This is a genomic window from Puniceibacterium sp. IMCC21224 (genome assembly GCF_001038505.1).
Taxonomy (GTDB): domain Bacteria; phylum Pseudomonadota; class Alphaproteobacteria; order Rhodobacterales; family Rhodobacteraceae; genus Puniceibacterium.
Genome location: NZ_LDPY01000001.1, coordinates 2,954,808 through 2,969,260 on the forward strand (window position 1 = coordinate 2,954,808; position 14,453 = coordinate 2,969,260).

The following is a 14,453-nucleotide window of genomic DNA, read 5'->3' on the forward strand; positions in this document are numbered from 1 at the left end:
ACGCCCTCACCTTCTTCTCTTTTAAAATACGCCCTTGCGACAAAGACATCTCTAGTCCCCTTCGAAAACCGGGCGCTCTTTGGCAACAAACGCCTCATACGCCCGCGTGAAATCGCCGGTCTGCATACAGATCGCCTGCGCCTGCGCCTCGGCCTCGATCGCCTGCTCCAGTCCCATGGACCATTCCTGCATCAGCATCGTTTTTGTCATCATATGTGCAAAATTCGGCCCCGCAGCGATCTGCTGCGCCAGCTTCAGCGTTTCGGCCTCCAGCGCATCAGCCGCCACAAGGCGGTTCCAGAATCCCCAGCGTTCACCCTCATCCGACGACATCGACCGACCGGAATACAGCAGCTCAGCTGCGCGGCCCTGCCCGATGATCCGCGGTAGAATCGCGCAAGCGCCCATGTCGCAGCCCGCCAGACCAACGCGGGTGAAAAGAAATGCCGCCTTGGCCTCGGGCGTGGCCAGCCGCATATCTGACGCCATGGCGATGATCGCCCCCGCGCCGACGCAGATCCCATCGACAGCCGCAATCACCGGTTTGCCGCAGTTCAGGATCGCCTTGACCAGATCACCGGTCATCCGAGTAAAGGCCAGAAGCTCTTTCATATTCATCCGGGTCAGCGGCCCGATGATGTCGTGCACATCGCCGCCAGAGCTGAAGTTGCCGCCGTTGGAGCCAAAGATCACCACCTTGACCTCATCGTCATAGCTCAGATCGCGGAACCAGTCGCGCAGCTCGGCATAGCTCTGGAATGTCAGCGGGTTCTTGCGTTCAGGTCGATCGAGCGTGACATGCGCGATGCCATCGGCGATCCAGCAGCGGAAATGTTCTGTGTTCTGTCTCATGCATTGTCCTCGCGATGGGCCAGCGCATCGAACCGCGCGGCCAGTGTTTCGGCTTCGTCCGCGCTGAAATCATGCAGCAATTCGTCGATCCAGGTTTCATGCGCCGCTGCCTGCCGCGCAAATTCTTCGCGGCCCTTGCGGGTCAAGCGAACGGTTGTGGCGCGGCGGTCCCCCGGCACCGGGACCCGCACCACCAACCCATCCTCGGCCAGCCGGTCGACGATGCCCGTGACATTCCCGTTGGACACCCGCAGCACTCCCGACAGCGCCGACATCTTTAGCCCGGCCTCAAACCGGTCCAGTGCCGCCATCACGTCAAACCGCGGCAGGGTCGCACCAAAGTCGCGACGCAGGCGGTCGCGCAATTCGGCCTCAACCCCGCGACTGCTCTTGAGCAGGCGCAACCACAGACGCAGCCGCGCCTTGGATGTCTCTGATCCGGTCTCGGTCTGAGGGTGGGTATTCATATCTCTCCCCCCGAGAGGCTGAGCGCATGGCCATTCACCGCGCCTGCATCGTCCGAACACAGCCACAGCGCAGTGCCCGCGACTTCGTGGGTTTGGACAAACCGGCCTTGTGGGTTGCCCTTGTTCAGCGCCCGCGCGGCCTGTTCCGGCGTCTTGCCGGTCTTGGCGACGATGTTGGCGATGGACCGGTCCAGCATCGAGGTCTCAATAAATCCGGGGCACAGTGCGTTGACGGTGATCCCGGTCTGCGCAAGTTCCAACGCTAGCGCACGTGTCAATCCAACAACTCCGTGTTTCGCTGCGACATAGCCCGCCACATAGGGATACCCCTTGAGCCCGGCGGTTGAAGCAACGGCAATCATCCGCCCCCAACCTGCGGATTTCATATCCTCCAACGCAGCCTGCCACAGGGTAAAGACCCCGGTAACGTTCACGGCCAACATCTTTTCCAACCCCGCTGCAGTCATCTTTGCAAACGGTGTGCTGTCGGCCGCCCCTGCATTCGCAATCGCCACGGCCACCGGCCCCCGCGCTGCGCGTGCTTGCGCGAATGCAGCGTCTACCTGTTCCGGATCAGTCACGTCGCACAGCACATAGGGCAGACCCTGCGCTGCCAAAGTCTCCTCGGTCCGGCCCAAAATTGTCACCCGAGCGCCTGCAGCGGCAAAGCGATGCGCCATGTCCGCGCCAACTCCTGTGCCGCCGCCACTGATCACCACGTGTTTGCCGGTGATATTCATACCCGCGCGACCTCGGCGTCGCGGTCGGCCAGCCGCCATGCCTGATCCCGGCCCGCCAGATAGGGCAGCGGCCAATCCTCGGCCCGATCGCCCAACGCGGTCGCCGCATGCAGCAGCCAATAGGGGTCGGAAAGGTGCGGGCGGGCGAGGCAGACCAGATCGGCCCGCCCGGCCATCAGGATGGAATTAACGTGATCCGCCTCGAATATATTACCAACGGCCATGGTCGCCACGCCAGCCTCGTTGCGGATGCGATCCGAAAACGGGGTCTGGAACATACGACCGTAAACCGGCTGCGCCTCGGTCGATGTTTGACCAGCTGAGACGTCGATGATGTCGGCCCCCGCCGCGCTGAACATCTGCGCTATCGCGACCGCCTCTTCTGCGGTCACACCCCGATCCGTCCAATCGGTGGCCGAAATCCGCACCGACATCGGCTTTGCTTCGGGCCAGACGGCGCGCATCGCGACAAACACCTCTAACGGATAGCGCATCCGGTTTTCCAGACTGCCGCCATAAGCATCGTCGCGGATGTTCGACAGCGGCGAGATAAAGGACGAGATCAGATAGCCATGCGCCGCATGCAGTTCGATCATGTCAAAGCCCGCGCGGTCAGCCATCTGCGCCGCCGCGACAAATTCCGCCGTCACTTGGTCCATATCATCACGGGTCATCGCGCGGGGTGTGGCATTGGCGTCAGACCACGGCAGGGCTGAGGCCGAGAGCAGATCCCAATTGCCCAAGGGCAAGGGCTGATCCATCCCCTCCCATCCGATGCGGGTCGATCCCTTGCGCCCTGAATGGCCGATCTGGCAGCAAATCTTGGCCGGCGTCTCGGTATGCACAAAATCTGTCAGCCTGCGCCAGGCCGCCTCGTGTTCCGGTGCGTAGAGGCCGGGACAACCGGGGGTGATCCGCCCCTCGGGGGAAACACAGGTCATTTCGGTATAAATCAGCCCGGCGCCGCCTTTGGCGCGTTCACCGTAATGGATCAGATGCCAGTCAGTCGGACAGCCGTTCACCGCCTTGTATTGCGCCATGGGCGAGACGACGACGCGGTTCTTCAAATCCATGTCACGCAGGCGAAACGGCGCAAACATCGGCGCGCGGGCCGGCCCCTCAACCGTTGCGCTTGCCTGCTCCTGAAACCAGCGTTCAGCCGATTCCAGCCAAACCGGATCACGTTCGCGCAGGTTTTCATGGCTAATCCGCTGCGACCGGGTCAGCAGAGAATAGTTCAGCTGAACCGGATCAAGGTCCAGATAACGCTCAACATCCTCGAACCATTCGACCGAATTGCGCGCGGCGGATTGCAGACGCAACACCTGCAATTGCCGCTCCGATTCGTAACTTTCAAAGGCAGTGGCCACATCCGGCTCCGACGACAGCGCCTCGGCCAGGGCAATCGCCGACTCCAATGCCAGTTTTGTGCCCGAACCGATGGAAAAATGGGCAGTCGCGGCCGCGTCCCCCAACAGCACGACGTTCTTGTGGCTCCAGCGGCGGCAGAGCACGCGCGGAAACCGAATCCAAGCTGAACCGCGAATGTGGTTGGCATTGGTCATCAGCGCGTGGTCACCCAGATGATCGGCAAAAATTTCCTGACAGGTGGCGATGCTGTCCTGTTGCGACATCTCACCAAAGCCGTAGGCATCAAACGTCTTTTGCGAACACTCGACGATGAACGTCGCTGTGTCAGGGTCGAACTGATAGGCATGCGCCCAGACCCAACCTTTGGGCGTTTTCTCGAATATAAAGGTAAAGGCATCGTCGAACTTCTGGTGCGTGCCCAGCCAGACAAACTGGCAGGCACGCATGTCGATATCGGGTTCAAATGCACCCTCGAATGCGGTGCGGGTGCGCGAATTCAGCCCGTCGCAGGCAACAACCACATCGTAGTCATCCATATAATCAGCCGCGGTGCCCACTTCGGTTTCGAACCGCAGATCAACGCCCAGCGCGACGGCACGCGCCTGCAGGATCAGCAGCAGCCGCTTGCGTCCAATGCCGCAGAACCCGTGCCCGGTGGACAGCATCTTTTGCCCGCGATGATGCACGGCAATATCGTCCCAGTAGGCAAAGTGTTCGCGGATCTGGGTGGCACTGACGGGATCGTTTGCGGCAAGGTTATCCAGCGTCTCATCCGACAGCACGACGCCCCAGCCAAAGGTGTCGTCGGCGCGGTTGCGCTCGAACACAACCACCTCGGCGTCCGGTTGGCGCAGCTTGGTTGAGATCGCGAAATAGAGCCCCGCGGGACCACCCCCCAGACATGCAATACGCATTCGTCGCCCCCTGTTTTCGGGGCGATCTGACGCCCCTGAAACTCAACGCTAGGCGGGGTCGGAATTTATTTCAAGCAAAAATGTTTTGTACTTGAAATAGTTTTTTCGCCGGCCTAGCGTTGAGTCGACTGGCCACGATCGGAGCCTTGCGAATGCCCGCACAGATGCCTGCACCATACATTTTCCACCCGCAACTGCGTGACACTTGCGCGGGTGCTGTCTACGGTGCCGCGACCGGCGGCGGGGCTGCGCAAACAGGGGAATTGCAATGACGGGCTGGGTGATACGCGACTGGGATGATGCCTATGAAAACGGGCGCAACATCCCGGATGGGGCGTCCTGGCCCGCCCGCTGGGTTGCCCCTGCGCAGGCATTTCGCGACCGTGGCAACAATCGTCTGGACATGGCGTACGGCAAAACGAAGCGGTCCCGCTATGACCTGTTTCTACCCCAGGGCACAGCCAAAGGATTGTTTATCTTTGTGCACGGCGGTTACTGGGTGGCACTGGACAAATCCTACTGGTCGCATCTGGCGGCGGGCGCAGTGGCTGCGGGCTGGGCGGTGGCGATCCCGTCCTATGACCTCTGTCCTCAGGTCAGCATTGCTGACATCACTGCGCAGATCGGTGCCGCGATAGATCATGCAGCGACGCAGGTGTCGGGCCCGATCGTGCTGTCAGGTCATTCGGCTGGTGGCCATCTGGTGAGCGCGATGATGTGCACGGACAGCCCACTGGCACCGGATACACAGGCACGGTTGCGCCATGTCGTGTCGATCTCGGGCCTGCACGACCTGCGCCCCCTGCTGCTCACCAACCGCAACGCAACCTTGCGCATGGATGCCGCCAGTGCTGCAGCGGGGAGTCCTGCCCTGAAAGAACCCCTGCCCCACGTCCGCCTGACAACCTGGGTTGGCGGCGGCGAACGGCAGGAATTCCTGCGCCAGACCCGCCTGCTCGCCAATATCTGGCACGGGTTGGGCTGCGATACTCGCGCCGTGATTGAACCGGACCGGCACCATTTCAATGTGATTGACGGGCTGGCGGACATGGCTTCGCCCTTGACGCGCGCCGCCGTGCACGATCCTGTAAGCGGCTGAGGCGCCACGCGGAAACCGACATACGACATACACCGGCCGCAACCACAACGCCGCCAACAAGAGGACTGAGCGAGACAAGACCCGGTACAAAGGCCCGCCAAGTGGCCCGCCGACACGAATATCAGATCAGTCGCACCCATTCAGACCGATCCGGGAAAATCCGGGCGGCGGGGCGATCCAACAAAGGAGCATCTCATGAAGATCAAGACCAAACTGCTGGCAACCACCTTTGCCGCGCTTGCCCTAAGCACGCCCGCGATGGCGCAGGACCTGCCCTCGGCCGCTGATGGCAAACTGAAGATCGGGTTGATCTACACCCTGTCCGGCCCGGCCGCCGCCCTTGGTTCGCAGGCGCGCGACGGATTCCTCCTCGCTGCTGAGGCGATGGGTGAGATGGGTGGCCTGCCAACCGAAATCATCATCATCGACGACGAACAGCGCCCCGATCTGGCCGCTGACAAGGCGCGCGAGCTGGTGGCGCGGGACGAAGTTGATTTTGTGGTCGGCCCGATCTTTTCCAACATCCTTGGTGCGATCCACAAGCCGGTGACAGAAACCGGCACCATCCTGATCTCGACCAACGCCGGTACGTCCAGCTATGCCGGCGCCGAGTGCAACGAGAATTTCTATACCACCTCGTATCAGAACGACCAGAACCACGAAGTCATGGGCGCTTATGCAGAAAAGCAGGGCTACCAGAACGTGTTCCTGATGGCGCCGAACTATCAGGCCGGCAAGGACAGCCTGAACGGGTTCAAGCATTCTTACACCGGCGGCGTTGCAGGCGAGGTGTTCACCGAACTCGGGCAACTGGATTTCTCGTCCGAGCTGGCGCAGATCGCGGCGTTCCAGCCCGATGCGCTGTTCACCTTTATGCCCGGCGGCATGGGTGTGAATCTTGTGAAACAGTACAGCCAGGCCGGTCTGACGACGATCCCGTTCCTGTCAGCCTTTACCGTCGATGAAACCACCCTGCCCGCGACGCAGGATGCGGCCGTCGGTCTGATGGGGGGGGCGAACTGGGCGCCGGATATGGACAACGCCGCCAACAAGACCTTTGTCGACGCCTATCTTGCCAAATACGGCGCGATGCCCGGCACCTATGCAATGCAGGCCTATGATGCGGCGCAGCTGATCAATGCCGCAGTCAGTTCTGTCGGCGGCGATCTGACCGACCGCGCGGCGCTGAAATCTGCCCTGCATGCCGCCGATTTCGACAGCCCGCGCGGCGATTTCAGCTTTGGTAAGAACAACTTTCCGATCCAGGACTTCTATCTGGTCAAGGCGGAAAAACGCGAAGATGGCCTGTATCAGACCGCCATCGTCGAAAAGATCTTTGACGATTACGTCGACAATTACGCCGCTCAGTGCCCGATGTGATCTGACCTGATCGAAACCTAGATCCGTGGGCCGGAGACTGACATGACCAACCTGTTTATCCTGCAACTGCTCAATGGCGTTCAGCTGGGCATTCTGCTCTTTCTGATCGCCGCCGGGCTGACGCTGGTGTTCGGGATCATGGACGTGATCAATCTGGCCCACGGCGTGCTTTATATGATCGGGGCCTATCTGATCGCCACCTTTGCCGCCCTCACGGGCAGCTTCTGGCTTGGCCTGCTGCTAATGCTGCCTGCGGCAGTGGCGGTGGGCTATGTGGTTGAGAGGGTGGTGATACGACCACTTTATTCAAGATCACATCTGGATCAGGTGCTGGCCACCTTTGGTCTGGTGATGATCGTCAACGAGGGGGTCAAGATCCTCTGGGGCACTTCACCCCTATCCGTCCCGATGCCGGATATCCTTTCCGGGTCAATCCCGCTGATCGGGCCACTGCAATACCCGGTGTATCGTTTGGCAATCATTGCCTCCGGGCTGGCGGTGGCGGCAGGACTGTATGTCGTTGTGAACCACACCCGCGTCGGCATGTTGCTGCGCGCAGGTGCAACAAATCGCGAAATGGTGTCGGCGCTGGGGGTGGATATAGGCAAGCTCTTCTCCACCGTGTTTGCCCTTGGCGCGGTGCTGGCGTGCTTTGCCGGCGCGATCGTCGCGCCAATCCTGTCGGTGGACACCGGCATGGGGGAAAGCGTGCTGATCCTGACCTTTGTGGTTGTCGTCATTGGTGGCATCGGGTCAATCCGGGGTGCGTTTCTGGGCGCCATTCTGGTGGCACTGGTGGACACGCTGGGCCGCACCTTTGGCCCGATCCTGCTGCGTGCGGTGATGGACCCTGCGGCGGCGGGTCAGACCGGGCGCACTTTGGCACCAATGCTGGTCTATATTCTGATGGCGGCGATCCTCTTTGCCCGGCCCGCAGGCCTGTTCGGCAGGCGCACCACATGAGCATCACCGCCGCCGTCCGTCCCCGCGTGTCGATGCGGATCTGGTTCGCCATCCTGATCTTTGCCGCCTTTGCACTTCTGCCAGTGGTTTCGGCGCTGACCGACGATCCATTCCTGCTGCTGATCGGCACACGTATCGTCGCCTATGCGATTGCCGCGATGGCGCTGGACCTGATCCTGGGCTACGGCGCGATGGTATCGTTTGGCCACGCCGCCTATCTGGGGTTCGGGGCCTATGCAGTGGCGATCCTCAGCCGGTTCGGCGTCACGGATCTAAGCCTGCACATCCTTGGCGCGGTAACCCTGTCAGCCATCTTTGCCGCTATCACCGGGGCGATCTCACTGCGCACGCGCGGTGTCTATTTCATAATGATCACTCTGGCGTTCGGGCAGATGGCCTATTTCTTCTTTATCTCGCTGTCCTCTTTTGGCGGCGACGACGGTACGCCACTCCAAGCCCGCTCAACCCTGTTCGGTTCGCAGGCGTTAGAGAGTGACCTCACCCTGTTCTACACTGCCCTAGCGCTGCTGATCGTGCTGTTTGCGCTGGCGACACGCATCGTCGGATCACGCTTTGGTCGCGTTCTGATCGGCACGCGCGAAAACTCGGTGCGGATGGAGGCAATCGGCCTCGCCCCCTTTCGTTATCAACTGACCGCCTTTGTGATCTCGGGCTGCATGACGTCCGTCGCCGGAGTACTGCTGGCCAATCAGGCCGAATTCGTCTCACCCGCGTTCATGTCCTGGCACCGCTCGGGCGAGTTGATCGTGATGGTGGTGCTGGGTGGCATCGGCAATCTGACCGGGGCCATTGGCGGCGCGGTCGTCGCACTGCTGCTAGAGGATTGGCTGGCCATGCTGACCGAACACTGGCGGCTGGTCTTTGGCGTGTTCCTGATTCTGATGGTGCTATATTCGCCGCATGGCATCACCGGCGCGCTGGAACGGCTGCGGGGGGTGCGGAAATGAGCCTGCTCACTGTCTCGAACCTGTGCAAGAATTACGGCGCGCTTGAGGTCACCCGCAATGTGTCTCTGGACGTCAAACCCGGCGAATTGCACGCCATCATTGGCCCGAATGGTGCGGGCAAGACCACGCTGATCGGTCAACTCTCGGGTCAGATCCGGCCAGATAGCGGGACTGTCACGCTCGAAGGACGCAACATCACCAGCGCGTCGATGGCGGATCGGGTGCATCTGGGCCTTGCGCGGTCGTTCCAGATCACCTGCATTCTGCCGCGGTTCACAGTGCTAGAAAATGTGGCGCTGGCGGTGCAGGCGCGGTCTGGCTCATCCTTTCGCTTTTTTGGCCCTGTAGCAGGCGACGCGGCGCTGAACGACGCTGCGATGCGGACACTGGCCGAGGCCGGGCTGGAGGATCGCGCAGGTATCCGCGCCTCGGCCTTGTCGCATGGCGAACACCGGCGGCTGGAACTGGCCATCGCGCTGGCGACGCAGCCAAAGGTGCTGCTGTTGGACGAGCCACTGGCGGGCACCGGCGGAGAAGAGGCTGACGCCTTTGTTACCCGGCTCGCCGCCCTCAAGGGCCGCTATGCAACAGTGTTGATAGAACATGATATGGAGGCGGTCTTTGCCCTCGCTGACCGCATATCTGTGCTGGTTTACGGTGAAATCATCGCCTCGGGCACGCCCGACGCCATCCGCACCGACCCCAAGGTGCGGGCCGCCTATCTGGGCGACGAGGAGACTGTCTGATGCTGGAAGTCAGCGGATTGCAGGCGAGCTATGGTGAAAGCCGCATCCTGTTTGGCATCGACTTCTCGGTCGCCAAGGGTGAGGTGGTGACGCTTCTGGGCCGCAACGGCATGGGCAAAACCACAACGATCCGCACCATCTTTGGTCTGGTCGCGCCCACAGGTGGCACGGTCCGCATTGACGGGCAGGACCTGACCGGCGCTGCACCGCATCGCATTGCCGGTGCCGGTCTGGGGCTGGTGCCCGAGGGGCGGCAGATCTTTCCGACGCTCAGCGTGCAAGAAAACCTGCAAGCCACAGCGACCAAGGGCAAATGGACGCTGTCGCGGATCTATGACCTGTTTCCCCGGCTACAGGAACGTCGTCGCAACATGGGCAATCAGCTGTCGGGGGGCGAACAGCAGATGCTGGCGATCGGGCGCGCCTTGATGACCAACCCCCGCCTTGTTGTGCTGGATGAGGCGACCGAGGGGCTGGCCCCCCTGATCCGCGCCGATATCTGGGCCTGCCTTGCCCGACTGAAATCCGAAGGCGAGGCGATCCTGGTGATCGACAAGAATGTCGATGCGCTGACCAAATTTGCCGACCGCCATGTGGTGATCGAAAAGGGCCGCGTGGTCTGGACCGGATCGACCGCTGACATTCTGAACACCCCCGAGGTCAAGGACCGCTTTTTGCACGTCTGACCCCGCCCTCCCGCCCCGAAAGGACAAGCCATGACCATGATTCCCGGCGTCACCCGATCGACCACCGGCCTCAACGACATAAGCTGGAACATCCTTGGTCAGACCTATGTGCCCAAGCAGCATTCGGAATCGTCGATGTCCTGGCACGCGACCCTGCCCAAGGGCACGTTTGTACCGCCGCATATCCATCCGCATCAGGATGAATTCATCTATGTGCTCGAAGGCCGGTTCGATCTGCTGCTGAACGGAGTCGAGGCCTATGCCGAACCGGGTGACGTGATCCGCCTGCCGATGGGCATCCCGCATGGTATCTTCAACAAGACTGAAACCACGATCAAATGCCTGTTCTGGGTCGCGCCTTCACGCAGGCTCTATGATCTGTTCTGGGCGCTGCACAATCTGGGGCCGGGCGCCAATCCGGCGGATGTGGTTGCCGTCTCGGCGCAGCACGAGGTCGATTTCCTGCCCCCGCCCGAGGAGGCGTAAGCCATGAAAGTCCTGATCGCAGGCGCAGGCATCGGCGGGTTGACAACAGCCCTGATGCTGCACCAGCGCGGCATCCCCGTGCAGCTGTTCGAAGTGGCCCGTGAGGTGCGCGAAGTCGGCGTCGGCATCAACGTCCTGCCCCACGCCATCCGAGAGCTTGAGGCGCTTGGCCTGTTGCCCGCGCTGGACGCGGTCGGAGTGCGCACCCGCAAGCTGAGCTATCTGACCAAACAGGGTCAGGAGGTCTGGTCCGAACTGCGTGGCATGCATGCCGGCCACGAGGTGCCGCAATTCTCGATCCACCGGGGGCGGCTGCAAAAGACGATCTTTGACGCGGTGATTGACCGGCTGGGGCCCGACGCTGTGGTGACCGGTCGCAAGCTGGCCGGGTTTGTTCAGGACGAACGCTGCGTCACGGCACATTTCACCAATTCGGTCGACGGCGGCACAGGCACCACAGCACAGGGTGACGTGCTGATCTGTGCCGATGGCATCCATTCTGTCGGGCGTCGCAGCTTTTACCCCAGCGAGGGTCCGCCCAGCTGGCAGGGTGTCGCCATGTGGCGCGGCGCGGTGGACTGGCCAGTCTGGCAGGACGGTGAAAGCATGGCGATTGGCGGCGGGCTCGGGGGCAAATTTGTGCTTTACCCCATCGCGCCGGCCAGGGACGGGACGCAGCTGACCAATTGGGTGGTCAATGTGCGCATCAAGGATCCCGCGCTTTCGCCCCCCCCGCCCGACAACTGGTCACGTCAGGTGCCACTGGCCACTGTGCTGCCCCACGCGCTGCGCTTTGGCGTGCCGGGCATGGACATTGGCGGGCTGGTCCGCGCCACACCCGCTATCTTTGAATACCCGATGGCCGACCGCGATCCGCTGCCACGCTGGACTTTTGGCCGGATCACCCTGCTGGGAGATGCGGCGCATCCGATGTATCCAGTGGGATCGAACGGCGCATCACAGGCGATCCTCGACGCGCGCTGTCTCGCTGACGCACTGGCTCGCAGCGAACATCCCCGCGCGGCGCTCTGGACGTATGAAAAGGACCGTCTGCCCAAAACCGCCGAAGTGGTGCGCACCAACCGCGTCGGCGGCCCCGAACGGGTGATCGACGAGGTCGAGAAACGCGCACCAGCTGGGTTCAGCGACATCAACACGGTTCTGGATCTTGAGGCGCGCCGCGCCATCGTTGGCGGCTACGCCAATACGGCCGGCTTTTCCAGGGTCAAATCTGACGGGAAACGCGCGGTCTAAAGCGGCTGCGCGCACCCAATAGACTGACGGTCACGTGCTGGATCTGAGAATTAGGGTGCCCAGAGCTTGCGACGCACCGCAAGCCGGGCACAAATCGCCACTTCAACGCAAACGGAAACAGCCCCGGGCGTGATCCGCTCGGGGCTGTTTCAATCTCATGTACGACAGGGTTCAGGCCTGAACGGCCTGCGCCTTGGCAATCTCTTTCTTGACCTTCAGCGCGTTGTCGGACAGTTCGGTGTCCTTGGCTTTCGCTAGGAACATGTCCAGACCACCACGGTGATCGACACTGCGCAGGGCAGCCGCCGAAATCCGCAGTTTCACGCCGCGCTTGAGCGCTTCGGACTGCAAAGTCACGTCATTCAGGTTCGGCAGAAACCGCCGACGGGTCTTGTTGTTTGCATGGCTGACATTGTTGCCAGTCATTGGGCCTTTTCCGGTCAGTTCGCATACTCGCGACATGGTCCATCCTCGTCTTGTTTCGGCCAAGGATCAGACCTTGGGCAACAGGGCAACGGGCGCAATCTGTCAGCGCCCAGAATCTCGTCCGGTGTCGTTAGGCGTTTCACCACTTGGCGTCAAGGGGGGCACGCCCGGAATAAGGCGTCTGACCGGTTTGTGACGCCTCACCCAGCGCCTTTGATCGCGCCGCGGCGGTGGCGGCCAGCGCGGGCCGACCCCGCCGCCGCGCGATCCCGGCCATCTGGTCCCAATACAGCGGGCTGTCCCGGCGGCTTTGACGATGCAATGCCGTGACATCTGCAGGGATCACCTGCCCGCGCAACAACAACGCCTGCAATGCGCCAAAGCGCCCGCCCTCGCGCAGGATCCGGCTGGCAGGGTGGCCAGACCCGGCCAGCCGGCACAGCTGTACGCGCGGGAACGTCGCCGCAATCAGATTGGCATTCAGTCGGTCCAACGGTTTGAACGGATCAAACAGGACAACGCCCGCCAGCGCGGCGCGACCATGCACCGCCAGATCGCCCAGAGCATCATCAAACCCGCCAGCACAGTCACGATAGCGCCGATCCTGCGGCACCACCTTTGGTGACAGGCTGAATTGTGGCGACACGGCGATCAGATGTCGCAGTCCCAGCGCGCTGGAAAATCGCAAAGCCGCATAGCCGCCCATCGAGAACCCCATGCCAACCACCCGTGCATAGGACTGGCAAACCGTGCGCAAGGTATCCGCCAGCGCCACTGTTTCGTCATTGATGTACCAGTCGTTGTGCCGCGCCTGCAGATGCAGATGCGCATAGCCCCGGTCGACAAAGCTGCGCACCGGGCGCGGCGTATCAAACGCCCCCGGTGTGGCCAATCGCTGGCGGAAGGTCACAAACAGTGACGTGGCGCGCGCATTAAACAGATCTGCCCGCAACTGCGTGCCGTCAAAGACGACGTCCGCGCGCATCAGTTTGCGGACCCGCCCATTGATCCGGCCAAAGTACCGTCCAGAAGTTCACCGGCAGCAGCGGCCGCCGTTATTTCGCCCGCCTCAACCCGGTCCGCCAGCGCCAGCATCGCGCCGCGCACCGGTTCGCGCCGCAATCGGGCGAGCAACCCCTCACGCACTTCGGCCTCGAACCAATAGCGCGCCTGCTCGGCCCGAATGCGGTCCCAATGTCCCGTCTCGCGGCGCCAGTGCGCCAGTTTCTCCATCTCTTCCCAGGCAAGTTGCAGCCCGGTGTCTTCCAGCGCCGACACCATCTGCGCCTTGGGAAAGCCCTCGGGATCTTGCGCCCTTTTGCGCAGCAGCCGCAGCGCGCCAGTATAGTCGGCGCAGGTCCGCGTCGCAGCGGCCCGCAGATCGCCATCGGCCTTGTTGACCAGGATCAGGTCGGCCATCTCCATGATGCCACGCTTGACCCCCTGCAATTCGTCGCCCCCTGCCGGGGCCAGCAGCAGCAGGAAAATGTCAGACATCTCGGCCACGACCGTCTCGGATTGTCCGACCCCGACCGTCTCGATCAAAATAACGTCGAACCCGGCGGCCTCGGACAGGTCAATCGCCTCGCGGGTGCGTCGGGCCACGCCGCCAAGATGGGTCTGGCTGGGCGATGGGCGGATAAAGGCGTTGGCGTCGCGGCTCAGCCGTTCCATCCGGGTCTTGTCGCCCAGAATCGATCCGCCCGAGCGCGCCGAACTGGGATCAACCGCCAGTACCGCCACACGTTTTCCCATGCCGGTCAGCATCAGGCCAAAGGTTTCGATAAAGGTTGATTTACCGACCCCCGGCGTACCCGAAAGCCCGATGCGCAAGGCAGTCCGGCCATGACCGCGCAGCGTCTCAAGCAAGTTGGTCGCCTGTGCGCGGTGATCACTCCGCCCGCTTTCGACCAAGGTGATCGCCCGCGCCAGCGCCCGCCGCTCGCCTGCCAGGATCTGTGTTGCCGTCGCCGCGATATCCATGCTCTGCCTCCATCTCTCACCCTCCAGATGCCCTGCCACAACACCGCTTGTCCAGCCCCGAGCCCCTAGCGGTTTTTCGCCCTGCCCCTCTGTCGCGCCTGCCGACCGCGGTTCCGCC

Annotated in this window: 15 protein-coding genes; 8 read left to right on the plus strand and 7 right to left on the minus strand. The window is 62.2% G+C overall.

The window, feature by feature from the left end:
* Positions 1-51 precede the first annotated feature (51 nt).
* The 4 genes from IMCC21224_RS13635 to IMCC21224_RS13650 are packed head-to-tail and all read right to left on the minus strand — an operon-like array spanning position 52 to position 4,344.
* Positions 52-852 carry an enoyl-CoA hydratase family protein gene (locus tag IMCC21224_RS13635; protein WP_047995817.1) on the minus strand — a complete coding sequence of 267 codons (801 nt, stop codon included), beginning with the start codon at positions 850-852 and terminating at the stop codon, positions 52-54.
* Positions 849-1,319 (minus strand): MarR family winged helix-turn-helix transcriptional regulator, encoded by a 471-nt coding sequence (locus tag IMCC21224_RS13640; RefSeq protein WP_047995818.1) that lies wholly within the window; start codon positions 1,317-1,319, stop codon positions 849-851. The genes IMCC21224_RS13635 and IMCC21224_RS13640 overlap by 4 nt, the downstream gene beginning before the upstream one ends.
* Positions 1,316-2,059 (minus strand): SDR family NAD(P)-dependent oxidoreductase, encoded by a 744-nt coding sequence (locus tag IMCC21224_RS13645; RefSeq protein ID WP_047995819.1) that lies wholly within the window; start codon positions 2,057-2,059, stop codon positions 1,316-1,318. The genes IMCC21224_RS13640 and IMCC21224_RS13645 overlap by 4 nt, the downstream gene beginning before the upstream one ends.
* Positions 2,056-4,344 carry a bifunctional salicylyl-CoA 5-hydroxylase/oxidoreductase gene (locus tag IMCC21224_RS13650; protein ID WP_047995820.1) on the minus strand — a complete coding sequence of 763 codons (2,289 nt, stop codon included), beginning with the start codon at positions 4,342-4,344 and terminating at the stop codon, positions 2,056-2,058. The genes IMCC21224_RS13645 and IMCC21224_RS13650 overlap by 4 nt, the downstream gene beginning before the upstream one ends.
* Before the next feature lie 268 nt (positions 4,345-4,612).
* On the opposite strand from IMCC21224_RS13650, the gene IMCC21224_RS13655 reads away from it, so the two are divergent.
* The 8 genes from IMCC21224_RS13655 to IMCC21224_RS13690 all read left to right on the plus strand — a co-directional run bounded on the left by IMCC21224_RS13655 (position 4,613) and on the right by IMCC21224_RS13690 (position 11,926).
* Positions 4,613-5,443 (plus strand): alpha/beta hydrolase, encoded by an 831-nt coding sequence (locus IMCC21224_RS13655; protein WP_047995821.1) that lies wholly within the window; start codon positions 4,613-4,615, stop codon positions 5,441-5,443.
* Between the two features lie 195 nt (positions 5,444-5,638).
* A complete protein-coding gene (locus tag IMCC21224_RS13660) occupies positions 5,639-6,823 on the plus strand; it encodes an ABC transporter substrate-binding protein (RefSeq protein ID WP_047995822.1) in 1,185 nt (394 codons plus the stop codon).
* 42 nt (positions 6,824-6,865) lie between these two features.
* Positions 6,866-7,786, plus strand: coding sequence for a branched-chain amino acid ABC transporter permease (locus tag IMCC21224_RS13665; protein ID WP_047995823.1), 921 nt, complete (start codon positions 6,866-6,868; stop codon positions 7,784-7,786).
* Complete coding sequence (locus IMCC21224_RS13670) at positions 7,783-8,754, plus strand: branched-chain amino acid ABC transporter permease (RefSeq protein ID WP_047995824.1); 972 nt, start codon at positions 7,783-7,785, stop codon at positions 8,752-8,754. Before IMCC21224_RS13665 ends, IMCC21224_RS13670 begins: the two co-directional genes overlap by 4 nt.
* On the plus strand, positions 8,751-9,500 hold the full coding sequence (locus IMCC21224_RS13675) for an ABC transporter ATP-binding protein (protein WP_047995825.1): 750 nt from the start codon (positions 8,751-8,753) through the stop codon (positions 9,498-9,500). Before IMCC21224_RS13670 ends, IMCC21224_RS13675 begins: the two co-directional genes overlap by 4 nt.
* Entirely contained in the window at positions 9,500-10,186 is a 687-nt protein-coding gene (locus IMCC21224_RS13680) for an ABC transporter ATP-binding protein (RefSeq protein WP_047995826.1), read from the plus strand. The genes IMCC21224_RS13675 and IMCC21224_RS13680 overlap by 1 nt, the downstream gene beginning before the upstream one ends.
* Positions 10,187-10,222: 36 nt before the next feature.
* Positions 10,223-10,672 (plus strand): cupin domain-containing protein, encoded by a 450-nt coding sequence (locus IMCC21224_RS13685; RefSeq protein WP_197089249.1) that lies wholly within the window; start codon positions 10,223-10,225, stop codon positions 10,670-10,672.
* Between the two features lie 3 nt (positions 10,673-10,675).
* Positions 10,676-11,926: a flavin-dependent oxidoreductase gene (locus IMCC21224_RS13690; protein WP_047995828.1), complete on the plus strand. Its 1,251-nt coding sequence runs from the start codon at positions 10,676-10,678 to the stop codon at positions 11,924-11,926.
* 171 nt (positions 11,927-12,097) lie between these two features.
* Here the strand turns inward: IMCC21224_RS13690 and rpmB are convergent, their stop codons facing one another.
* The 3 genes from rpmB to meaB all read right to left on the minus strand — a co-directional run bounded on the left by rpmB (position 12,098) and on the right by meaB (position 14,335).
* Positions 12,098-12,388, minus strand: a complete 291-nt coding sequence (gene rpmB, locus IMCC21224_RS13695; RefSeq protein ID WP_047995829.1) for a 50S ribosomal protein L28 — start codon at positions 12,386-12,388, stop codon at positions 12,098-12,100.
* 103 nt (positions 12,389-12,491) lie between these two features.
* Entirely contained in the window at positions 12,492-13,337 is an 846-nt protein-coding gene (locus IMCC21224_RS13700; protein WP_047995830.1) for a hypothetical protein, read from the minus strand.
* Positions 13,337-14,335: a methylmalonyl Co-A mutase-associated GTPase MeaB gene (gene meaB / locus IMCC21224_RS13705; protein ID WP_047995831.1), complete on the minus strand. Its 999-nt coding sequence runs from the start codon at positions 14,333-14,335 to the stop codon at positions 13,337-13,339. The genes IMCC21224_RS13700 and meaB overlap by 1 nt, the downstream gene beginning before the upstream one ends.
* Positions 14,336-14,453 lie beyond the last annotated feature (118 nt).